Annotated in this window: 14 protein-coding genes and 2 rRNA genes (1 of these 16 cut by a window edge); 1 reads left to right on the top strand and 15 read right to left on the bottom strand. The window is 44.0% G+C overall.

Annotated features, from left to right (window positions below; all coding sequences use genetic code 11):
• Positions 1-46: 46 nt before the first annotated feature.
• From AA980_RS07785 to AA980_RS07725, 13 genes are all read right to left on the bottom strand, one after another.
• A complete protein-coding gene (locus AA980_RS07785; protein WP_024027638.1) occupies positions 47-4,513 on the bottom strand; it encodes an Ig-like domain-containing protein in 4,467 nt (1,488 codons plus the stop codon).
• A 4-nt stretch (positions 4,514-4,517) separates the two neighbouring features.
• Positions 4,518-5,141, bottom strand: coding sequence for a hypothetical protein (locus tag AA980_RS07780; protein ID WP_024027637.1), 624 nt, complete (start codon positions 5,139-5,141; stop codon positions 4,518-4,520).
• A 2-nt stretch (positions 5,142-5,143) separates the two neighbouring features.
• Entirely contained in the window at positions 5,144-7,099 is a 1,956-nt protein-coding gene (locus tag AA980_RS07775) for a serine/threonine-protein kinase (protein ID WP_024027636.1), read from the bottom strand.
• Positions 7,096-7,884, bottom strand: a complete 789-nt coding sequence (locus AA980_RS07770) for a PP2C family protein-serine/threonine phosphatase (protein WP_024027635.1) — start codon at positions 7,882-7,884, stop codon at positions 7,096-7,098. The genes AA980_RS07775 and AA980_RS07770 overlap by 4 nt, the downstream gene beginning before the upstream one ends.
• Before the next feature lie 89 nt (positions 7,885-7,973).
• Entirely contained in the window at positions 7,974-9,305 is a 1,332-nt protein-coding gene (locus AA980_RS07765; protein WP_024027634.1) for an FHA domain-containing protein, read from the bottom strand.
• 86 nt (positions 9,306-9,391) lie between these two features.
• Positions 9,392-9,694, bottom strand: a complete 303-nt coding sequence (locus AA980_RS07760) for a pore-forming ESAT-6 family protein (protein WP_024027633.1) — start codon at positions 9,692-9,694, stop codon at positions 9,392-9,394.
• Between the two features lie 50 nt (positions 9,695-9,744).
• A complete protein-coding gene (locus tag AA980_RS07755) occupies positions 9,745-10,047 on the bottom strand; it encodes a WXG100 family type VII secretion target (protein WP_024027632.1) in 303 nt (100 codons plus the stop codon).
• Between the two features lie 77 nt (positions 10,048-10,124).
• Positions 10,125-10,316, bottom strand: a complete 192-nt coding sequence (locus AA980_RS07750) for a hypothetical protein (RefSeq protein WP_024027631.1) — start codon at positions 10,314-10,316, stop codon at positions 10,125-10,127.
• 20 nt (positions 10,317-10,336) lie between these two features.
• The gene (locus AA980_RS07745) at positions 10,337-11,800 is read right to left on the bottom strand and encodes an Mbeg1-like protein (RefSeq protein ID WP_024027630.1); all 1,464 of its coding nucleotides are present in this window, start codon (positions 11,798-11,800) and stop codon (positions 10,337-10,339) included.
• 4 nt (positions 11,801-11,804) lie between these two features.
• Positions 11,805-12,548, bottom strand: coding sequence for a hypothetical protein (locus AA980_RS07740; protein ID WP_152681108.1), 744 nt, complete (start codon positions 12,546-12,548; stop codon positions 11,805-11,807).
• Between the two features lie 28 nt (positions 12,549-12,576).
• A complete protein-coding gene (locus AA980_RS07735; protein WP_024027628.1) occupies positions 12,577-12,828 on the bottom strand; it encodes a hypothetical protein in 252 nt (83 codons plus the stop codon).
• Entirely contained in the window at positions 12,821-17,437 is a 4,617-nt protein-coding gene (gene essC / locus AA980_RS07730) for a type VII secretion protein EssC (RefSeq protein WP_024027627.1), read from the bottom strand. The genes AA980_RS07735 and essC overlap by 8 nt, the downstream gene beginning before the upstream one ends.
• 274 nt (positions 17,438-17,711) lie before the next feature.
• Positions 17,712-18,734 carry a YheC/YheD family protein gene (locus AA980_RS07725; RefSeq protein WP_024027626.1) on the bottom strand — a complete coding sequence of 341 codons (1,023 nt, stop codon included), beginning with the start codon at positions 18,732-18,734 and terminating at the stop codon, positions 17,712-17,714.
• A gap of 217 nt (positions 18,735-18,951) precedes the next feature.
• Here AA980_RS07725 and AA980_RS07720 point away from each other — a divergent pair, with 217 nt between their 5' ends.
• Positions 18,952-19,881, top strand: a complete 930-nt coding sequence (locus tag AA980_RS07720; protein WP_024027625.1) for a C40 family peptidase — start codon at positions 18,952-18,954, stop codon at positions 19,879-19,881.
• A gap of 261 nt (positions 19,882-20,142) precedes the next feature.
• On the opposite strand, the gene rrf is transcribed toward AA980_RS07720, so the two are convergent.
• Together rrf and AA980_RS27575 are read right to left on the bottom strand one after the other, a co-directional pair.
• Positions 20,143-20,259: ribosomal RNA gene (gene rrf, locus AA980_RS07715) — 5S ribosomal RNA — on the bottom strand.
• 80 nt (positions 20,260-20,339) lie between these two features.
• A 23S ribosomal RNA gene (locus tag AA980_RS27575) occupies positions 20,340-22,985 on the bottom strand; it runs 471 nt beyond the window's last position.

Raw genomic sequence — 22,985 nt, 5'->3', positions numbered from 1 at the left:
CACGGGTGGTGCCTGACACCTTATTTTTTACACCCTGATTGACACCTTATTCCACACTTTTCCTTCTTCTGACGATGACTGCACCGCCTGCTGTTAGGAGTAGTGCAATTCCGGCGATGGAGCCGGCGAAGAGTGGTTTGTTTTCGTAGTATTTGACGAGTGCACTCTTTTCGGCGATTTCGAATGAAAGCGTTGAAGTGCTCTCATTTCCCGCCTGATCGGCTGCAAGGACTTTAATTTCATAGGGCTTGATCTCTTTAAGCGTTGTTTTAATCACTTGAAAGCCATCTCTTGTCACCGCATCACCAGTAAAGGACTCACCATTCACTGTGATGGATTTGATCGTATCCTCCGGATTATCAAGACGGATTCCGACCTTTACCGCTTCGTAATACTTCTTCTTTTCCTTTACGCCTTCGAAAATTGCCTTTGGAGGCGTTCTATCAATAATAAATTCAACACTCATCTGCTGAATATTCCCGGCTTTATCCTTCGCCTCAATGAAAAGAACATGCTTCCCATCCGTTTCAATCGGCGTACCGATTGTATACGGCTCACCGTTTAAAGTCAGGGAAATAATATCGTAATCACTCAAGTCTTCAATAATAAGACCAGGGATGATGCTCTTATTAAAATACTGACTGGAAATCGGCTCCTTAAAGGTAATCTTCGGCGCTGTTTTATCAATCGTAAAGACAACAGTTTGGGCATTGACATTCTTTGCTTTATCGAAAATGTTCGCTTTTAACACATAATCGCGTTCGTTTTCAAGCTCTTGGCGATTTTTAAATTCGCCGCCATTAAGGGTTACCGTTGAATGGCTCTCATCTAAATTCTTATCGGAGTACCTTACCCATGGCGTGAGATTCATATTAAAGAAGCCATCTCCTATCCCTGAAATGGTTAATTCCGGTCTTGTCGTATCTAAAGTAAAGCTAATATCTAACGTCGCTTCGTTTCCGGCTTTATCCTTGGCAGCAATATGATAGCTGTATTTCGTTTCTATTGCCGCGATTGGAATATGACCGTTGATATTCGCCCCGCCGTTTAGCGTAACAGAGACAATCGAATCTTCTGGCTGATCCAAGACAAATTGCGGCGTGAAGATTTTATTAATAAACTCCCCGTCTTGAATCACCCGATTTTCACCCTTAAATTTAGCCGTGATGACTGGCGCCGTTTTATCAATCGTAAATTTCACCTTACGGCTAAAGCTGTTGCCTGCCTGGTCAACCGCTTCGACAAGGACTTCATATATGCCTTCCTTGCTAAACAAATGGCTTAGCACAGCTGTATCGCCATTTACGCGGAAGCTTCCGGCATTGTAGCTGCTGCCGTCCCTTGTCACCTGAATCGTGTTCAGTTTCAAGTTTTTATCCTTGATCGTTACATCCATTTGCTTATCGGTATTATAGTAGGCATCTTGTTCTACCCCTTGAATCTCAATGGTTGGCTTTGTTTGGTCAATCGTAAAGCCAAATGGCGGAATCGTCGAACGGTTGCCGGCTTTGTCTTTCAAACTTAGGGAAATCGTATAGTCGCCGTCTCCGCTGAGTGTCTTTGCCAACAGTGCCTTGACAAGTACGCGGCCTGTCTTGGTGAATTCGTATCCTGTATTCCATTCTCCCATCGGAACCGTGACACCATCTTTTGTTACCTTAAGGTCGATATCAGCTAAGGCAAAATTTCGATCTTCAACTGCAATTCTGATTTGCTTTGGCTCAGGATAATAATGGTGATTGTTCGGATTAATGTCTACCCCGGAAATGGTCAACTTCGGCGCGGTTTGGTCGATGATGAAATCCCTGACCACTTTGGCGCCTTTATTGCCAGCCTTATCAGTCGAAGCAAGCGTTACCGAGTAATCGCCATCCTCGTTAAACGTATAGGCGCCAACTCCTGTATCACTGGAACCAGCCTGCAGCTTAATGTTACCAACCTTTGAAAAAACAGAACCATCCTTCAGAACTGTTAACTCATTACCGGTTAAATCGATGTTCGGATCGGTTATTTTAAAATTAAAACTTGTATTTTTATTAAAATAAACCTTGTCGGAAAATTCAGGATCGATGGCTAACACTGGGGCACTGTGGTCAATTGTGAAACCAATCGATTTTTGCTCGGCTGCATTCCCCGCCTTATCCTTGGCATCAACTGTAACTAGATAATCGCCTTCATTGTCTACAGCATCTTTCGTAAAAACAATCCGGTAAACGGCCCGCGTCGGACTCTGTGTCCAGGTTCCGCTGATGCCCTCTGCCGGTTTAAACAAGGTACCGTCTTTTTTCTTAATATCAATCCTGACATCGTTCGTCTCAAAATTCTCTTGCGGCTCATCGACGATGATGGAAACCGTTCCAGACTGAGCGTAATGCCCTTTATTAAACTCTGAGCTTAATTCCGTTGCCACAACCGGGGCCGTCGCATCAATCGTAAATTGAACGGTTTGTTCCACTTCATGTCCGGCAGCATCCTTCGCTGTTACAGTCACACGATATTCCCCATCATAGCGGCTATCTGCCGTTTCATTCGTCCCAAATGGCAGTGCCAGAGTGGAATTTTCAGCTGTATTTTCCCAATTAGCGAAGCGCTCGTCCTGATAGGCCGCGTATTGACCGTCGTCATTCCGTTTTTCTACCTTATAAGTAACGAGATTAGTTTGATAATTTTTTTCCTTTACATGGATCGTAAGCGTTCCGTTTTTAACAAAAGCACCCGGTTCGATTCCGGTTAGCGCCACTTCTGGTGCTCCGGTATCCACAACAAAAGTTAGCGGTCCGAGCGATTCACCATTTTCTAATCCGTCAGCCGAGCTTAAGGAAAGTTGGTAATCATCATCAGCTAATATCATATCTTGTTTTAATACAGCATTCGTCCCTGATTTATCTACTATCAGGGGCACTTTTTTACTATTGATTGTCAAGGTCGTTTTGTTTATATCTAATGTCAAATCGGTAACCTTGACACTAAGCTGTCCACTGGCATAATGCTTTTGATCCGTTACGGCCTTTCCATCGATAAGCACCTCAAGCTCAGGCTTTTGTCTGTCAATGGTAAACTGAACCGTTTTCTTCGTTTTATTGCCGGCACTATCGCTTGCTAGAATCGTCAACTCATAAATGCCATCTTCGACCTCTTGTTTTACGGTGGCCGTCTTGCCATCCTCAGAATAGTCCAGACTCAACGATTGGTTTTCAAGCTTGCCGCCGATCGATTTCTTTTGCAGGCTCACTTCCGATGCTTCCGGATTAAGCTTAAGGTCTTCCGTCATGTTGATTTCAACTGCTTTTTTCTCGTTATATTTCTGCTGGTGCTCCACTCCTGTAACCGAAATCACGGGTGCGGTTTTATCAATCATAAATGAGAGCTGATAGCTAAATTCCTGTCCCTGATTATCAGTAATCGTGACCGTTCCTTCGTAAGAGCCTTCTTCCTTCAAAGTGAGTTCGGCTTTTCTATTCAACCGCCAGCTAAGATGTTTCGGGGTAAAATCGATTTCCTGTTCAAAGCGTTCGCCGTTATACGTCCGCACCAATGTGGCAACTGCCTTTGTAATGCGTCCGTCATCCTCAAACATGATCGCGACATCCCGATTGTATAACCCGTCTTTCTCGACTCCGGACATTTTCGGATCGCCTTTATCGATCGTAAACGTAACTGATTCTTTGTCGCTTTCGTTGCCGGCTTTATCGACAAGGAAGGCGGTAACACTGTATTTCCCGGAATCGGTAAACGGGACTGTTCCTTTATTAGCGTTTTTCTCATCCCAGCTAATTTCAGCCGGCTGCCCTTGCCCCTCTTCATCATCCGTAACAACGAGAACAGTAACATCTTCATGGAGATAATTTTTCTCCGTTACGAGGAGATTTAACTCAACCTGATCTGTATAGAGGGATTTGTTAATCCCGGAGAGCTTGAGTTTCGGCTTGACGGTATCTCTTTCAATGCTGAAGCTTGCCGGTTTTCCTGAAAATCCCCATGTATTTTCGGAAAAATCAACAGTTACATCTAACCGGCCATCTTTTTGCGAAGGCAAAGACACCTCAACCTTATACTCTCCTTTAAAAATAGCATCCTCATTGATTTTGCTTACCTTAATGGTGTTTGCCGCTTTTCCATCGTATGTTGCGCCGATGGTAAAGGGCTGTGCGACATCGGCCGGTGCTGATGCTGGCGGCGGTGCCGGATCTTCTGTTCCATCATCGCCAGGCGCCGGTGCTGGTCCTTCCGTTCCCTCATCATCAGGCTTCTCAATCGAGCTTAGATAGTTTTGATAATCCTCTTTCAAATCGATTGTAAAAGTCACCATCTCTTGTTGGTTCGTAAACCATTCCGGCTTCGGGTCCTTATCGATCTCCCACGTTTTGCCGTTCAACTTTATATATCTGCTCGTTTCGTTCTGAGATCGGGCATGGTTTGTAAACAAAAGTACAAAGCTGAGCAAGATGATGGCAAAGCTAATCCATACGAACCATTTATTCTGCTTATAGCTTTTATTAATCAGTTCTCCCATCTTATTAGTCTCCTTTTATGGTTGCATTCGTATGAACGATAACAACGTCACGCTCTATAATAAATTCGCTTTCTGAATCTGGTCCTGTTAATACGGTCGTTTCCTCTGTCGCTACATCCAGCAGCACCGTTTCGTCATTCTCGATAGATAATAACTCTGTTGCCGCTGCGTCATCTGCCAAAAGTTCAGTTTCATCGGTGCCTGGTGCTGCTGCCAATAGTTCGGTTTCATCGGTGTCCGGTGCTGCTGCCAATAGTTCGGTTTCATCGGTGTCTGGTGCTGCGGCTAAAAGCCCAGGCGGATCTGCGTCAGCTGACGCCAACAGTTCCGTTTCGTCATCGTCAGCTACTGCTGCCAGAAGTTCCGTTGCATCAACACGACCAATGGTGATCGCCACTTCCATTTCGACATCGCGGCGGGGCTGAATCTCCCGAGTGATTGGTTTAACACTTTGTTCGCGTTTAGAACGGCCGCGGCCCTTCAGCTTTTTGATCCATTTATTGAAACTAAATCCGGTTAAATCCTCGATCACTTCTGAAATATTTAATTTAATAAAAAGGAAAATCGAGATCATGAGCGAGAGGAAGGCACCGGCAAGGCCGCCATAAAAGATTGTTTGATATTCCACCTTTATCCCCCCTGCCCTACCAGATTCAAATTCATATACCTTTTTCTCAGCTTTATAAAGCCCTCATCCTTGACAGCATCCTTTAATTTTGCTGCCTGCTCGTACACCTTTAATGCGTCCGCATAATTCCTTCTAGCCTCTTCTTTCGGCTGCTCGATATCAAGGAGTAAGTTTCCTAGTTTAATATAAGCATCAAGACTTGCGGGAAAATGCTTGATCGTATCCTCAAATTGTTCAACCGCCTGCTCCGACTTGCGCATTTCCTGATAAATCGTCCCGATTTTAATCATGTACTCCTCTTGATTCATATCGTTGCCATCATCAAGGAGATTGGTGTAATGGCTGATTGCTTCCTCAAAGTCCTCAGTGGCTGCCGTTTTATCCACTGAATTAATGCCTTTGCTGTAATAGGCCTGTGCTAATTTCAGTTCAAAATCCCGGGCATATTTGTCAGCCAAGAAATCATCATCCAATTTCGATAACACACTGTTGGCCCTGTCGATTAGTTGAATCGCCCTCGTGTTCGCATTCGGAATTTGACCTTTATATGATAAGTAAATATTCGCTAATGAATTGTAGTTGGCAATTTTTTTAGCATCATTGCGCGCTTTATCGGTGAATGCTTCAAAATCGTCTAAGTCATGGGCAAACTTTTTATAGTCAATGTCTAAACTCCCCATTGTTGTAGCTAAAGACCTGTAGTACTCGACCTCCGGCTTTGCCTTTACCTCCACCTTGTTAAAAAATTCCTTAGCGCGGAAATAATCCTTTTCGACATCGAAATATGTCATCCCTACTTTGAACAGAACCTCGTTATTTCTGTCAACATTGCCATAGCCTTCATCGATATATCGTTCAAGATTCGAAAGTCCTTTATCTGCTTCTCCTCTACGAATATAGATATCTAGTAAATTGTTATAGGCCATCGCCTTGCTCTTATCAAGCTTAATCGCATTTTCAAGAATTTTAATAGCATCTGCATCGCGGCCGTTTTGGAGATAGCCGTTTGCGTCATTAATTAAACTCATATAATCCTGGAGCTGTTCATTCTTCATCCCTTTATAGCCCATGACAGAGGTCGTCGAAAATCCGAGGAACAGAACGCCCGGAATCAGGAAAACAGCCAATTTTTTAAAAAGCTTCCGTTTATAGCCCTGAGTTAATTTGTTGATGTTCACAAGATCATAGGTTAGCTCTTCACAGCTTTGATAACGATTCCCCGGCTCTGCCTGAGTACATTTTGCAATAATATGTTCAAGCCCCTCCGGCAGAGAAGAATTCCAAGTTCGAATCGGCTTTAATTCATAGGGCGGATCACTTAAGGTTTTTCCCGTCACCAAATGGTAGAGGGTCACACCTAAACTATAAATATCGGTTCGCGCATCCGTCTGTGCACCGGATATCTGCTCGGGAGCGGCATACCCTTTTGTGCCGAGGTTCGTGGTATCGGTCGTATTTTCAGTCTTAAACTCCCTCGCAATCCCAAAGTCAATCAGCTTGATTTTCCCCTCAGGGGTCAGCATAATATTATCGGGCTTCATATCGCGATAAATAATCGGATTTGGCTTTCTCGTATGTAAGTAGCCGAGGACATCACTTAACTGCTTCGCCCAATCGATGACCTCATCAGCGGAAGCCGTTTTTTCACGATGCAGCTTCTCCTTCAGAGATTCGCCTTCAATATAATCCATCACCACGTAAATTTCGCCTTGGCGGTCAATTACATCATAAATGCGCGGCAAGGCGCCGTGGTCCAATCTTTTTAGCATATTCGCCTCAACGACAAGACTGTTAACAAGTAATTCGTCATTCTTATTGGCTCGTTTGCGAATATCCTTTATGACCAGCGATTTCTTGAGCCTGTTATCCATTGCAAGATAAACAATACTCATGCCGCCGCGGCCGATTTCTTTTAAAATTTCATAACGTTCATCAATAATGGTGCCGATTTTAATCAAGATACTTCACCCGCAGTTACTTTCGTTATTAATACGGAAATATTATCTTTTTCCTTACGTTTCTTTACCAGGTCGACCAGCCTGACAAGCGTTTCCTTCATCTGCTTCTCTTTTGAAAAACGGTCCGGTCTGAGACTGGTGAATATCTCTTCCTCGCTGATTTCATGGTAAAAGCCATCCGTGCAGAGCATGAACAGATCACCTTCTTTTACTTCACCTTGTGATATGGCAGGGTCTAGCTCCTGCGAGGCACCGACACATTGCAGCAAGATATTGCGGCGCGGATCGATTTCCGCTTGCTCTTCGGTAATATTGCCGCGTTCAAGCTCCCGGGCCACTAGAGTTTGATCGTTCGTTAATTGAAAAAGGTCCTCTCGAATCCGGTAGGCTCTGCTGTCGCCGACCTGTAAAAGGAAATAATCGGAATCAATTATCAGTAACGCTGTGATAGTCGTTCCCAGCTTAATATTTTCGGCTTCTCCGTACGCTAAAATTTTTTGATTCAGCGCCTTTACACTGTCCACTAACTGCTGCTGGATGTCTGTATCGATTTGCTCGTTGTCTGACAGGAGCAGCTCGGGAAGCTCCGTTTCAAACCAGTCCGACATCCCATTGATGACAGTGGCACTCGCCAATTCGCCTTGGCTGAGCCCGCCCATACCATCACAAACGGCAAACAGACCGACTCTTCCCTTTGGCGACTTTGCTGTTTTAATTAGCAAGGCATCTTGATTCGTTTTCTTTCTAATTCCAGCGTCTGTATGATAAGCAATTTGAAATGACATGCATTCACCGCCTTTCTTAAGCGAATTATTGGATCTATCGGCGATTTTTCCAGTTCTATCGGCGAGTTTCGCAGTTCTATCGGCGAATCTTAAAACACCTTAAAAATAAACTCTTCGTTGGCAAGCGTGATGCGGTCGTCATGCTTGATTTTCACCTTTTGATTCCTGGCGAGCTTGATATCGTTGACAAAGCTTCCGTTTGTCGAGCGGTTGTCCTTCAAATAGTACTCGCCGTCCTCTGTCAGGATATGGGCATGAACACGGCCAACCGCTTTATTATTAGAAATATAGTCGACATTTTTAGCATCACGGCCAAGCTTAAATACATCCTTAGCAATCCCGATTTTCTCGCGATTCACAACAGTTAACAGGAACGGCTGGGGAGCATCGATTCCCAGAGTAGTCGTGCCTTCATCAGCCACAGCTATAACGCGGGATTGTTCGTCAGCCACACCTAAAACGGTTGTTCCTTCATCCTGATGTTCAATTTCAACGGAAATTCCTTGACCATTACGGGGAACGACATTAATTTGAGTCGCAGCCAACGCTGCCGCCACTTCCCTAGCGGCCCGTGTTTCCCCGAGCTCCGTTCTTGTTACCCGTTTGTATTGAATTTCTTCCTCAATTTCAAGCTTTTGGCCTGTTTGCTTATCTTGCGTCACACTCCGATTATGTGAGACGAGGCCCTCATTTTGATCTTCAAGAAGAACTTCACCTTTGCCAGGACTATAGAAACTAGTCTTTTTGCCAGCAGGCTGCTTTTTTGCCGGCCTTGAAGGGGAGCTTTTTCCGGAGGAACTGCCAGTTGATTCTTTCCCCTCGGGCTTCCTATTTCCATCTTGCGGCTGTTCAGACTCGTCCGGAACACTCGCAAGCGCCCCTAGCGTTTCTTTAAAGTCCAGCAAATCAATCTCCTCTGCCTGAACAAGGTAATTATGAATTTTCATAAAGAAAGACAAATCGTCCTCCTCGTCATACGGTGCCATCCAAAGTAAACTTATTAAAAAATCCTTTACGGTGCCGGTTTCATATTGGTTATTTTTAATCGGCATATAGAAAAATAACGGCCTTCCCGATAATGGGTCAATATAGATGTATCTTTTATCCGCGACAATATTACCGAGCTGCAGACCGATTTTTTTTGAATGAAGAAGGGTTTCTACTATATCTATTAGAAATTTGTGTAACCGTTCCTTGGAGAATCCTTTAAAAAATAGTGGTCTGATATTTTCCCATGCAGACAAATCATACCTAAAATAAACATCCTTCTCTTTTTCGATGACAACCATCGACAGCAAACCGAAGACTTGGCTATTTTCCAGCAAGCCAATTTCATTCGTGGCCACTTCTATTTCGCCGTTCACCTTAAAAAATAAGTATTCACGGCAATTTTCCACATTTAAATTCATTTGTTTGATCAAGGCTGTCCGACCCCTTTTGTTGGATTCCTATTAGCAGGGAAGGGCAGCTTGCTCATGACAGCTTTGCCCTTCCATGGATTTAACGGTTACTTAAATTGGCTGGCGTTATTGTTAATCGCCGCTTCTGTGGCATCGTAGTTGGTGACTGTCACATCTAAAAATTTCGAGTAACTTTCCACCACTTCACGATAGTTATCAAACCGTGTTGAAAATGCGTTGAAATTGGCACGAATCGTATTGGATGCATCACTATTCCATGTCTGGCTCAGCGCATTCATTTCTTTCTTAATATCTTGTAATCTAACATACAAGTTGTTGTTTAAATTTCTGATTTGGTTGGCTGTTTTACTAACCTCACCAAGTGAAATTTTAACTCCCTCAATCGTCATCAGGTCCACCCCCTTGTTTTAAAAATCACTCATTTGTTGAAAAGAAAAAATTAGTTCGATAATCGTTTCGCACCGCTAATAACTTCATTTTGCGTTTCGCGGTATGTTTTTGCTGATGTCTTCAGGAAATGAGAGAACTCATCCATTTTCGCCTTCATTTTCATGAAATCATCGGTAAAGCCTTTGATTTGGGTCACGTAAGCAAGATTATCTGCCCCTTGCCAAGCAGCACCCATTGCCTCTACTTCCGTAAACAACTGTTTATAGAGTCTTTCATAATCAGCTGCCTGCTGATCAATGCCTGTTGCTGCCTTTTCAAGCTTTGCCGGATCCACCATAATCGATCGAGCCATTTTGATCACCTCCTTTCAATACGAAAAGCGCAAGCGCCCTGGAGCTGGACAATGCTCAAAGCCAATACCCCTTTTCCTTACATCTTTCTTAATTCTTGAATAACCGCCTGATACTTCCCTGCCGTGCTTTGCAGGCTTGAAGCGCATTTAACGGCACCTATCCCTTTGAATTCGCGGTTAATACCTTGGGAGATGTCGTCCAGCTCCCGGGCAAGGGCATTAAGTTCGGCGATAATGTTATTAATCTTATTTTTCACCTTTGCATCCATAGAAACACACCCCCAAAAAATTAGCGAATCGCTTCTGCTTTTTGCAGTAATGCCGCCTCGCCTTTTTCCAATAATTCCATTGTCCTGTTAAGGTACTGGATATTATCATTGAGTCTGAAAAGAAAGGTCGTGAGCATATCTGCCTTTAACACATGCCCTAAATCCAACAGGTCGGCTTCAAGATACAAACTATCAATCATGCTGTTCACGTGCTGCGTCCTACGCTTCAATGCTTGCAATCTCGAAGAATAGTAAGCGAGCCTCGAAAGATCGACTTTTAGAATTGGCTCCACTGCGAAACCATGGCCGCCGGTAAGTTTCCCCCATAGCAGTGCAGCAAACGATTTTGCTTTATCGATGAATCGATCGAAAAATTGGCTTAATTCCTGCTTTAATTTCTGCGAAACCTTCATAACAGTAAAAATATAACGAATACACTCTATTTTGATTTGCAACAGCTTCTCATCCAATTTGTGCTTAATTTCCACCGCTGTTGCCCCTGTAACAATCAACATTTGGAACACGGCCTGTTTGACGGAAGCCATTGCTTTATCCGTAAGAGCCTCAAAGGATAAGGGAAGCATAATCCCGGAAAAAACAAAGTTTCCAGCCATTCGGCCGCCAGATGCCCCGTCAGATGCCCCAATGAAGTTTCCGAATTCATCAAACTCAACTGCCTTCAAGTCATGGGCATCGAGGGCAAGGACACCATAAGCAAGGACTGCTGAGATCACTGCCAATTTACCCATCTTATTCTTTGTTTTTACCGTCTTGTTTACATAGGGTACATGCCCCAGCTGTGAAACCGCATCGTCTTCATGAACGATAAACACATTCCGCTCGCTTTTTAAAATCTCCTTCTGTTCCTTTGAGAGAATCCACCAGTTAATCGGAGCGCCATTGACAACATAGGATTTGAGTTTTTCATCTTTATTGAAATAATTAACTAATACATGATTGGCTAAATTTCCGCCTTTGGAGTGTCCCATGACAAAGGTGTCGCCCTCGGCCCCTAAAATATAATCCTTATAGAATTGCACTGCTTCTTTCTGCTGCTGGATTTCCTGGCCGATACCTGCTTCAATATTGGAGGTCCAGTCTGTCAAAAAATTCAGTGGATTAAAGGGATTTTCACTGCCTCTAAATAATGCGGTGGCGTTCCCTTCCTCATCCTGCAAAGCATAACCGACAAAGCCGGAATTAAACTTACCTTGAAAAGCCTCTTTCCACGATGGGTTGTTGTTTTGGTAACCTGTTAATTGAATATTTGCCAGGTTGCTGCCTTTTGGATCGTTAACATATTTCAAAATTGCTTGAAAGGATTCATTATCTTTTAAATCCCCCTTTGCTTCAAGCATTCTAGGAAGTAAAGATTGGATATCAGTATGGATTTCCGGATCAATTGATATCGAGCTTGGTATATCTATGTAGGAAAACTGCAGCAGTAAATATTTCTCCTCATCTGTTAATTTAGATAATGACATCTCATTACTCCTCAGCTACCTTATAATATTTCATTAATTCTTCCGGACTATGAAAATTATATCGATCATCAACCATTAAATAACCGTAAACCTGCGCATCTAAGTTGGACCAAGGAAGATTATTAACATTTGAGGTTCTAATATAATCGGCCATTTTATCTTCAGATTTGTCAACAAATCCCACAGAAAGAGTACAGTATTTTGTTTGTAAATTTTTTATCACTTCAAAAGCCTGATATAATCCAGTACTGTATTCATCTAAGTTAGGTTCTCCATCCGTTCTAATCGCAACTTCTAAAACAACCATAAGTTTATTGTTTTCATTTTTAATATAATCATAAAGAGATAGGTCCTTAAATCGAGCATCATCCTCTGAGGAATTAACAAAAACCCGATAAATGCTCTCTTTTGGCAGATATTTTTCTAATTGATCATTCAAGCTTTTCGTTAGCTCATCACCCCAAATGGCAGATATATAGCCATCATAATAATGAATCTCTTTTGACTGACTTTGTCCCGCCTCAAAAATTTGTTCAGGTTTTCCCTCTGGATAAACATAGAGCTTATCTCGCCCATACATATTGGGAAACAGGAGACTGCCTTTTTGTTTACCTTCGACAGCAAACTTTTCACCGTACTTACCTTCCAAATAATTCAAAATATTTCCTTCTGAACTCATACAACCCGTTCCTCCTATCACGACAAGGATTAGTAGGATGATCATCGTAATCCTTTTATTGGTTTTCATCGGACACCTTCCTTCCCAAGCTCTTTTTTCAAAGCAGCATCAGCTTTGTCCCGTTTTTGAAGCCGAGTTCTTCAACAGTGCTGTTAATATTAAAGATTTCCCCTGTGTACCGGCTGCAAAGAATGGTCTGTTCCGTTCCTGTAAAATACCCTTGCGACAATTCGGTCATCGTATTCGCTAGTAACAGCACAACTTCGTGAAGCGGGCTTTTGAGCGGGAGGAAGGTATCAAATGACTGATTGGCAGCAGGGATAAATACTTCCACTAATACCTTATCCATAAACTAACTCCTCCTCGCTTGCAGCTGCTGAAGATAACAGCTTCACCAATACCGGCTTCCCTTTTTTAATGACATAACCAAAGTCGTTCGGTATTTCCTGATACATTTCGCTAGTGGTCTTATTTGTCTTCAATACATATTGATCGGTTATGCCGCTGCCAACCCAAATTCCATCGCTTTGTGAAACTTGGTTTTTAAACCAGCTTTCATAGGATATCGAGTTGATGCGGTCGGCCTGGTCGCCAATAATGAGATGGACGGCGAGCGAGCTGCCCTTCTCTAAAAACACCTTCAGCTTATCCTTGCCATCTGCTGATAACGCCAGATTCATCTCAATGAACGAATCAATCACACAGAAAATGGGCTCAAACACCGGAGGCGTTACGCCGTCCGCGATCGCATCCTTTGTCGTGTTATTACGGTAGACAAGGGTGTTGAATAGATACACAACCGTCTCTTCGATTGGATTGGTCCCGGTCACATAGCGATAATTCCGGTTCGAATCTGGCCGGAAGTTATGAAGCGGGTCAATCGCAATCACTTCGCTCTTCCCGCTCGCCGCCAGCACTTCGGCGGCACCTTGGATAAACTGAGTGCATTCTTCATCACTGCTGCTGGTAAGGACAAGATTGACCAGTGAGTCGCTAAAGTCATAATAAGAAATCGCCAGCGAGTTTTTCTCAACCGCTACCGGCACTTTTCCCGGCATAGTGGTTTTCAGTTCAGCGGCGGCAAAAAAGTCGCGATCGACTTTTTCCGGAAGAATTGGAATCCTTCTTGCCCTCGCCTTATGCCACCCCTTGCTTTTCTCCAAGCAATAATTGGTCATAAAACGATACATATCCGTTGTCGCATCTGTGATCAGGGCGGTCTGGAATTCATACACACTACTCGTTTTAAAAATGCCTCGGCCTTTATGCTTCGAAGGATAGACCCCGTCAACACTGCCCAATACACCTGAGTATTCGGTTGTATCGTTCAATTGCAAGACTAACAGCTGCTTAAAGTTTTGCAGCAAACGATAGCGGATTGCTCCCGTGTTTGCCGCGGTGACGACAAAGTAAATTCCGTATTTGAGTCCTTCACGGGTCAAGAAGGAAATGGCTTCTTCATAATCCTCATACATCTCCGAAAAAGCAGCATAGTTATGTATCACGACAACAATCGAAGCGAGCGCTTGATTGGCAGAGTGATTGTAAGTGCCGAAATCGCCGCCATAATTGGAAAGTAATTTTTTCCTGCGTTCGATTTCCTTCGTTAACATTTTAAATAAATTGCTAACCTTTTCGCTTTCATGTGACAGCACGACATCACCGACATGCGGCGCTTCTTTGAACCAGCTTAATGTTTCACTGCTAAAATCTAATAGGTACAGATTAACCTCTTCCGGCGTGTGCTCTTCCATGAGTGAATAAATCATTGTCGCCAAAAGGCTAGTTTTTCCGCTTCCGGCGACACCATAAAGGACGGTGTTCCCTTCCGCTGTTAACGGCAGTCTCAGGATGTGCTGGCTTTGATTTGCCGGGTCATCGTACTCGCCAATCAGCGGATTTAAGACAAAGCTTTGTTCTCCCGTCACGCGGTATTTTTCTTGCAACTTCTCCAAATAGATTTGACTTGGAATCGGCTCGAGCCAGAGCTGTTTTACCTTAACCTGTTCTTGAGACGCCAAATGGGCTAGGTAATTTGTAATTTCATCCAATTGCTTTGGCGGGTTTTTCATCATTGTGTTTCGCTTGTCAATTCTGGCGCTCTTTAGAACACGGCCGATATTGTCGATCACGACAATACTGTCATCACGGCGAGTTTCCAATTTTTCCTCTGGATAATACGGCGCACCGCCCCAGGCTGACTGCCCGAGCATAAACACTTCATTGAAGCCAACCTGGAGGTAAAAGCGCCCAGTTGTCGAGAGCTCGGCAGCATCCGGCCGCTTAATGACCTCCATGCTGTCTGCCTTCTCCTGCACTTTCAGGCTGATTCTAAATTTGCTGTTACTCCAAATCTGGTCATCGACAACCCCGGACGGCTTTTGCGTCGCTAGAATTAAGTGAATCCCGAGACTGCGGCCAATCCTTGCTGCACTGACAAGCTGCGCCATGAATTCCGGCTGCTGGGTCTTCAGCTCGGCAAATTCGTCAGAAATTATCAATAAGTGCTGCAGCGGCTCGGAAACCCGGCCTTCCCGATACAGCTTCTGGTATTTATAAATATCGATATTGCTTTCATTCACCCGTTTGCTCGTTTCGCTAAAAATCGCCTGGCGCCGCTTCAGCTCACTTTGAATCGAAATCAGCGAACGTTTAACAGCGGCACCGTCGAGGTTGGTGATTGTTCCGGCTAAATGCGGCAGGTTCACAAACGCATTCGCCATGCCGCCGCCCTTATAATCGATTAAAATAAACGCCACTTCATCCGGGTGATAATTTACCGCGAGAGACATAATAAGCGTCATGATAAACTCACTTTTCCCCGATCCGGTCATCCCGGCAATCAGTCCATGCGGACCGTGGAATTTTTCATGGAGATCGAGCTTGAATAATTCCCCCGCTTGATCGACCCCGATAGGTGTTTCCAGTGTTTTCACCGGATCATTTTCTTTCCATTTTGTCAGCACATTTAGATGCTCAATTTTACTAACACCAAACATTTCTAAAAAGGTGAGCATCTCCGGCAGCGCATATGCCTTATTTAATGAAGAAAGCTTGATGTTTGCAAGCTGAATCGCCAGCTTCTCCGGGTCCTCCTGCAAATATATATCGGGGCGAAATGCCGTATATTGACCCGTAATATCATCTTTATCAAAAATCTTTGCCGCTTCGTCATCCAGTTCAATGACCGCTGAGCATTCTTTCGGCAAGTTTTTCAATTCTTCATAAAGGGTAATTAAGCTAAATCCAATATTCTGTTTTGCTTGTAACATCATCGTGAACATTTCCGCTTTTGCTGCTAAATTTTTATCCATCGAAAAAACAACAAAGTGCGGTGCTGCTGATTCGTCCGCTTGCTCTAGCCGCTGGGAAAGTTCTTTTTCAAGTATAGCTGACAGCTCTTTTAATTCATTGGCATCAGTGGCCATAAAGCGAATGGTTTTCGTATCATCCCACACATGTGGCAGCCATTTCACAAAATTCCATATGTCTTGTTCCCGTTTATCGTAAACAAACACCATTTTTAATTCGTCATAACTATGTAAGGCTGTTAATTGAAAGATCAGTCCCTCGACAAAATCCTTTACCTTTGCCCTGCTGCCAATAATCCCGCTGACCTTTTCCTCCATGAGTGAGAATGTAACGGGTACATCCGTTAACACCTTAGGCATATCTGCCAGTTTATAGAGCTCTACTTGCAGCTCATCATCCTCAAGAGTAAAGCGTTTTTCCGGAAATTTGATGTCAGCATTGAGCGGCATATTGCCAAGACCTAACCGAAGCTTTAAAAAGTCATTCTGGCCAAGCGTGCGTTCCCACAGGTTTCGCTGCCGCGCTTGAATCCTTGCGATACAATGCCCAATTGGGACATGGTTCTCATGCAAAATCACGCTTTGCCGCTTCTGTTCTTCTTCGATGACCTTCGCCATTTCCACTAAGTAGGCGCGATATTTTTCCTGTCTAATTTTTTCCTGTTTAATCCTAGTCTTTTTCTCATGCCGTTTCGTTAATATCGGCCAAAGTATCGTCCCCACCAGCATACTAAAGGACATCACCAACATTGGCATCGCATGCATGATGTTCCCATCTGATGACATGACATTTTGTAAAGTAAACAGACCCATAAATAAAGAGGCCATTCCCATTGTGAGCGACGGCCCTAATAGCAGCATCAACGGGGTTTCTTCTGGGTTCGCTGGCTGTGGCGGGGGATCAATTTTGATTTCGGCTGTTGCGATTTCTCTTTTAAAACGAGGAGAGCGGTAAAAAAGCTCGTCTGCTGCCTCTTCCTGTTGAAATTCATCTAGCTCTTCCTCTTCCGTTATTTTCGGCTGCTCGGCAGCGAACGGCTGAAACGCATTCCGCTCCAAAAGAACTAGCTGATGCGGGTTGTTTAACGACAGCAGTTTTCCGTTGTAAATAATTTTTAACCCCATTATGTAGATACAATCGCCAATTTTAAGGGTGTGCTCGATGATCTTTTCTCCGTTGACATATGTACCATTGGAACTTTTTAGATCACGGACAACCGCTCTGCCGTTTTTGTCATATTCAATGACACAGTGGGAATTGGACACTAATTTATTGGCGAAACAAATTTGACTGTCTTTCGACCTGCCGATTTTCACTTCATTTGTGGTAACGTAGTGCTTTGTATATACATATTGATCTGGTTCCGCAGGCTCGGCATATAAAAGCGACGGCTTTTCATTTTCCCGCTTAATCGTATAGGTTTTGAAAGGTTCAATCGGCTGCTTGCTGAGCTTTTGCCCCTCGGCATTGCTTAAGAACGCATATTTATTGGACTTTATGAACCATTGTCCATCTTCAGCCTCAACTGCCATCAGCTCGATTTTGCTGCCGCTTTCGTCTTCCGTAGAAAGCACATACCGACCTGTCACTCGCTCCGGCAATACATACGTGAGTGCTTTCTTCCGGTCAAATAATGTTAAAATCACGTAAATCTCTCCCCAGTTTTCTAGCATTCTTACGGTATAAAGTATATTTTCACAATGCGTATAGGTTTAATGGAGTATGGAGATAGATGTCTCCTAGCTGCAATACCGTCCAATGGAATTAGGTTTATGTTAACAATTGGTATTCCTAAATTTTTACTTCTTTATCATATCATGTTTTTCATAGGGCTAAATTCCTTTACTGATAGGACCAAGGGACCGTTTTTTCGATCCCTTGGTTATATGAGGAGGGGTGTTGGGAGAGGGGGACGAGAGCCTATATATTAGCGTAATAATTAGCATAATAAAAATGATTTCTGATATGATTCAACTCAGAAAAATTGATTGAAGTAACCCCTAAAGGGCATTTAACATCAAATACCCATATTTTCTGTAAATCATCAATGACTATATCTATATTGAGTTCATGGGTGTACTGGAATATCTCCTTTTTGATTTGCGCCAATTGCGAAGCAAATTGAAGAGCAAAGTGCTCAATATTTTGTTTGATTTTGTAATGATTTTCCCCAAACTGTTGTTTGAGAAAGGGTTCAATTTCCTGAGTAGATCCACCGGAGTTCATATTAGTAATAATACTTCCTTTGGGTGCAATTTTTGGGGATATAGAGGTTACTGTCCATTCACTAAATAAATTTTTCTGAAGCTGTATTTGAAGGTTATAGCTATTTCCCTCAGTAGTGTTACATAAAAGGTAAGGCTGAATAAAGAAGCGTTCTTCTGTAATTTTATGTCTTATTAAAATTCGCAGCTGTTCCGGGTCCCTCTCCAATAGTTGTCCATCTTTCCAAACAAAGCATGTCTCCTCCTTCCTTTCGATAAGAAGCATGTTTGTACTATTGTTACTTTCAAATGGCTTTACGATAATTCTCCCGTATTGATTTAAAATACGAAAGAAATCTCCCGAAGTTTTAATGGGGTAAGTTGGGATTAAATTTTGGTTAAATTGAACTTCATGTTGTAATGTCTCATATAAATCAAGCCAATTTTCTAGAGGAAAATTTAAGATGGGAATGTCCCTTATTAGATCATGTAGTAAGGACATTTCCTTCTTAGAATGTGAACTTAAATTATAAATAACATCTGGAAAAGTTGTATCCCTTTGTCTCCATTCTCCATATTCATAAACAAATCCGCGAACAATCCGTTTCTTTATATCCATCTGTGAAGGAGTGAAATAAAAGATATCCGCACTTTCTGCTTTTGCAATTAGCCAATAAGCATACAATGGACTATAATCATTAGGATTCTGATGATGATGCAGTAAACCAATTCGTACCAAAATTTATTCACCTCTGTTTTTCTAGGTTCACTTTTTCATTGTATGAATTTTTAATCCTGAGGATTGTACAAACACCTAAAGTATTTGTAAACTTATGTAACCCTCCGAAAAAATTCCAATTCTTTTACATAGATAGTACTCTGTGGAAATTCCAATGAATTGCTTGGCCAAATTGTTGCACAATAAGTGTGCGACTATTTTATTTGGAGGAGTTACGATGAAAAGATTTATTCTGGTTTTAATAGGGGTCTTTCTATTAACAAGTGGTTCATTTGGTATCGTATTTGAAAAAAACAAAGTGAATGCAGCACCAATTATCGGTCCAAATCAAACAGCCGATCAGATTGCTGATGCTATCATTAAAACAGGGGTTAGTTTAATTGGAAAAGCAACATATAGTCGGGCTGAATATAAAACTACATATCCCTACAAATTTTCTTGTGCGACTTTTATTGATTTTATCTTTAAACAAAATGGGGTAGATTTAGCAACTTATAATGAGGACTACATGTTAAAGCTCGGTGTGCCCGTCAATAAAGATCAACTTAAAAAAGGGGATTTGTTTTTCTTTGATGTGGACAAGACAGACAGCAATCCCGCCGATCATATTGGGATTTATATGGGGAATAACAAACTTCTGCATATGGCTGACCCGACGCAAAACATCGTGATATCAGATATGACTGCTAAACCTTACTACACAGAAAATTTTGTCGGAGCAAGACGTGTCATACCAAGCTATATGCCTTCAAGTCCGCTTTCAACGGCGGATAAGATTGTAAACACGGCTTACACATTACAGGGACATGTCACCGTAAGCAATAACGTTAATAACCCTGCAACCAAAACGTTTACAAACGGTGGATTTGTGAACTACATTTACGGACAAAATGGAATCACTCTTGGCACCAGCAGCCTAAGCGAGCTCGTTAAAAAAGGAACCATTGTGTCAAGGTCAAACCTTAAAAAAGGGGATCTTGTATTTTTCACCAACACAATTGGTTCAAATACACCTAATATCGTCGCCATTTACGGAGGAAATAATAAAGTTATTTTCACCAATCCGACTCAAGGCGTTGTATCGAGAGTGTTGTTTTATCCTTGGTACGACACACATTACCTAACCGCACGCAGGGTGATTAAGTAATCGCGGTTTAGTCTTGTTTTTTATAAAAAGACTGTGTTAAAAGAAAATGTTGATTTCCGTTCCAGGCGCTTCGCTTTCCGCGGGGCGGGCGTGAGCCTCCTCGGCGCTAAAGCGCCTGCGGGGTCTCACCTGTCCCGCTGATCCCGCAGGAGTCTCGCGCCTTCCACTCCAATCAACATTGTGCTAAAATGCAAGAATGTTCTTTAACACGGCCTATAAAAAAACACAAAAAAGGGCAGCTATTCAGCTGTCCTTTTTCGTGCCTGGCAACGTCCTACTCTCACAGGGGCGCATGCCCCAACTACCATCGGCGCTGAGAAGCTTAACTTCCGTGTTCGGTATGGGAACGGGTGTGACCTTCTCGCCATTACTGCCAGACTATATGAACTTGAGGTTTCATTCCCTCAAAACTAGATAATGCAGAAGAAGTGTTGTAAAAACGAGTTCGCTTTAAAAATTTGGTTAAGTCCTCGAACGATTAGTATCAGTCAGCTCCACATGTCACCATGCTTCCACCTCTGACCTATCAACCTGATCATCTTTCAGGGTTCTTACTAGCTTGACGCTATGGGANGCTTCCACCTCTGACCTATCAACCTGATCATCTTTCAGGGTTCTTACTAGCTTGACGCTATGGGAAATCTCATCTTGAGGGGGGCTTCATGCTTAGATGCTTTCAGCACTTATCCCGTCCGCACATAGCTACCCAGCGATGCCTTTGGCAAGACAACTGGTACACCAGCGGTGCGTCCATCCCGGTCCTCTCGTACTAAGGACAGCTCCTCTCAAATTTCCTGCGCCCACGACGGATAGGGACCGAACTGTCTCACGACGTTCTGAACCCAGCTCGCGTACCGCTTTAATGGGCGAACAGCCCAACCCTTGGGACCGACTACAGCCCCAGGATGCGATGAGCCGACATCGAGGTGCCAAACCTCCCCGTCGATGTGGACTCTTGGGGGAGATAAGCCTGTTATCCCCGGGGTAGCTTTTATCCGTTGAGCGATGGCCCTTCCATGCGGAACCACCGGATCACTAAGCCCGACTTTCGTCCCTGCTCGACTTGTAGGTCTCGCAGTCAAGCTCCCTTGTGCCTTTACACTCTGCGAATGATTTCCAACCATTCTGAGGGAACCTTTGGGCGCCTCCGTTACTCTTTAGGAGGCGACCGCCCCAGTCAAACTGCCCGCCTGACACTGTCTCCCACCCCGATTCAGGGGTGCGGGTTAGAATTTCAATACAGCCAGGGTAGTATCCCACCGACGCCTCCACCGAAGCTAGCGCTCCGGCTTCTCAGGCTCCTACCTATCCTGTACAAGCTGTACCAAAATTCAATATCAGGCTGCAGTAAAGCTCCACGGGGTCTTTCCGTCCTGTCGCGGGTAACCTGCATCTTCACAGGTACTATAATTTCACCGAGTCTCTCGTTGAGACAGTGCCCAGATCGTTACGCCTTTCGTGCGGGTCGGAACTTACCCGACAAGGAATTTCGCTACCTTAGGACCGTTATAGTTACGGCCGCCGTTTACTGGGGCTTCGATTCAGAGCTTCGCGTANGGAATTTCGCTACCTTAGGACCGTTATAGTTACGGCCGCCGTTTACTGGGGCTTCGATTCAGAGCTTCGCTTAGCAGCTAACCCCTCCTCTTAACCTTCCAGCACCGGGCAGGCGTCAGCCCCTATACTTCGCCTTGCGGCTTCGCAGAGACCTGTGTTTTTGCTAAACAGTCGCCTGGGCCTATTCACTGCGGCTCTTCAGGGCTATGAACCCTAAAGAGCACCCCTTCTCCCGAAGTTACGGGGTCATTTTGCCGAGTTCCTTAACGAGAGTTCTCTCGCTCACCTTAGGATTCTCTCCTCGCCTACCTGTGTCGGTTTGCGGTACGGGCACCTTTTATCTCGCTAGAGGCTTTTCTTGGCAGTGTGGAATCAGGAACTTCGGTACTAAATTTCCCTCGCTGTCACAGCTCAGCCTTCACGGTAATGGGATTTTCCTCATTAGCAGCCTAACTGCTTAGACGCGCATATCCAACAGCGCGCTTACCCTATCCTCCTGCGTCCCCCCGTTGCTCAAACGATAAAGAGGTGGTACAGGAATATCAACCTGTTGTCCATCGCCTACGCCTTTCGGCCTCGGCTTAGGTCCCGACTAACCCTGAGCGGACGAGCCTTCCTCAGGAAACCTTAGGCATTCGGTGGATGAGATTCTCACTCATCTTTCGCTACTCATACCGGCATTCTCACTTCTAAGCGCTCCACCAGTCCTTACGGTCTAGCTTCAACGCCCTTAGAACGCTCTCCTACCACTGACATCTACGATGTCAATCCACAGCTTCGGTGATACGTTTAGCCCCGGTACATTTTCGGCGCAGAGTCACTCGACCAGTGAGCTATTACGCACTCTTTAAATGGTGGCTGCTTCTAAGCCAACATCCTGGTTGTCTAAGCAACTCCACATCCTTTTCCACTTAACGTATACTTTGGGACCTTAGCTGGTGGTCTGGGCTGTTTCCCTTTTGACTACGGATCTTATCACTCGCAGTCTGACTCCCACGGATAAGTCTTTGGCATTCGGAGTTTGTCTGAATTCGGTAACCCGATGAGGGCCCCTAGTCCAAACAGTGCTCTACCTCCAAGACTCTAACAACGTGAGGCTAGCCCTAAAGCTATTTCGGAGAGAACCAGCTATCTCCAAGTTCGATTGGAATTTCTCCGCTACCCACACCTCATCCCCGCACTTTTCAACGTGCGTGGGTTCGGGCCTCCATCCAGTGTTACCTGGACTTCACCCTGGACATGGGTAGATCACCTGGTTTCGGGTCTACGACCACATACTAAAACGCCCTATTCAGACTCGCTTTCGCTGCGGCTCCGTCTCTTCAACTTAACCTTGCATGGGATCGTAACTCGCCGGTTCATTCTACAAAAGGCACGCCATCACCCATAAACGGGCTCTGACTACTTGTAGGCACACGGTTTCAGGAACTATTTCACTCCCCTTCCGGGGTGCTTTTCACCTTTCCCTCACGGTACTGGTTCACTATCGGTCACTAGGGAGTATTTAGCCTTGGGAGATGGTCCTCCCTGCTTCCGACCGGATTTCA

The sequence above is a fragment of the Neobacillus vireti genome (assembly GCF_001026695.1).
Classification (GTDB): domain Bacteria; phylum Bacillota; class Bacilli; order Bacillales; family Cytobacillaceae; genus Neobacillus; species Neobacillus vireti.
This window is presented reverse-complemented; position numbering and strand designations above follow the sequence as displayed.

What these genes read in the sequence shown, in the direction of transcription:
- AA980_RS07720 (WP_024027625.1), top strand. Translation starts at nt 18,952, where the DNA reads ATGAAAAGATTTATTCTGGTTTTAATAGGGGTCTTTCTATTAACAAGT.
- AA980_RS07785 (WP_024027638.1), bottom strand. Translation starts at nt 4,513, where the DNA reads ATGGGAGAACTGATTAATAAAAGCTATAAGCAGAATAAATGGTTCGTA.
- AA980_RS07745 (WP_024027630.1), bottom strand. Translation starts at nt 11,800, where the DNA reads ATGTCATTATCTAAATTAACAGATGAGGAGAAATATTTACTGCTGCAG.
- AA980_RS07755 (WP_024027632.1), bottom strand. Translation starts at nt 10,047, where the DNA reads ATGGCTCGATCGATTATGGTGGATCCGGCAAAGCTTGAAAAGGCAGCA.
- AA980_RS07740 (WP_152681108.1), bottom strand. Translation starts at nt 12,548, where the DNA reads ATGAAAACCAATAAAAGGATTACGATGATCATCCTACTAATCCTTGTC.
- AA980_RS07750 (WP_024027631.1), bottom strand. Translation starts at nt 10,316, where the DNA reads ATGGATGCAAAGGTGAAAAATAAGATTAATAACATTATCGCCGAACTT.
- AA980_RS07770 (WP_024027635.1), bottom strand. Translation starts at nt 7,884, where the DNA reads ATGTCATTTCAAATTGCTTATCATACAGACGCTGGAATTAGAAAGAAA.
- AA980_RS07735 (WP_024027628.1), bottom strand. Translation starts at nt 12,828, where the DNA reads ATGGATAAGGTATTAGTGGAAGTATTTATCCCTGCTGCCAATCAGTCA.
- AA980_RS07760 (WP_024027633.1), bottom strand. Translation starts at nt 9,694, where the DNA reads ATGACGATTGAGGGAGTTAAAATTTCACTTGGTGAGGTTAGTAAAACA.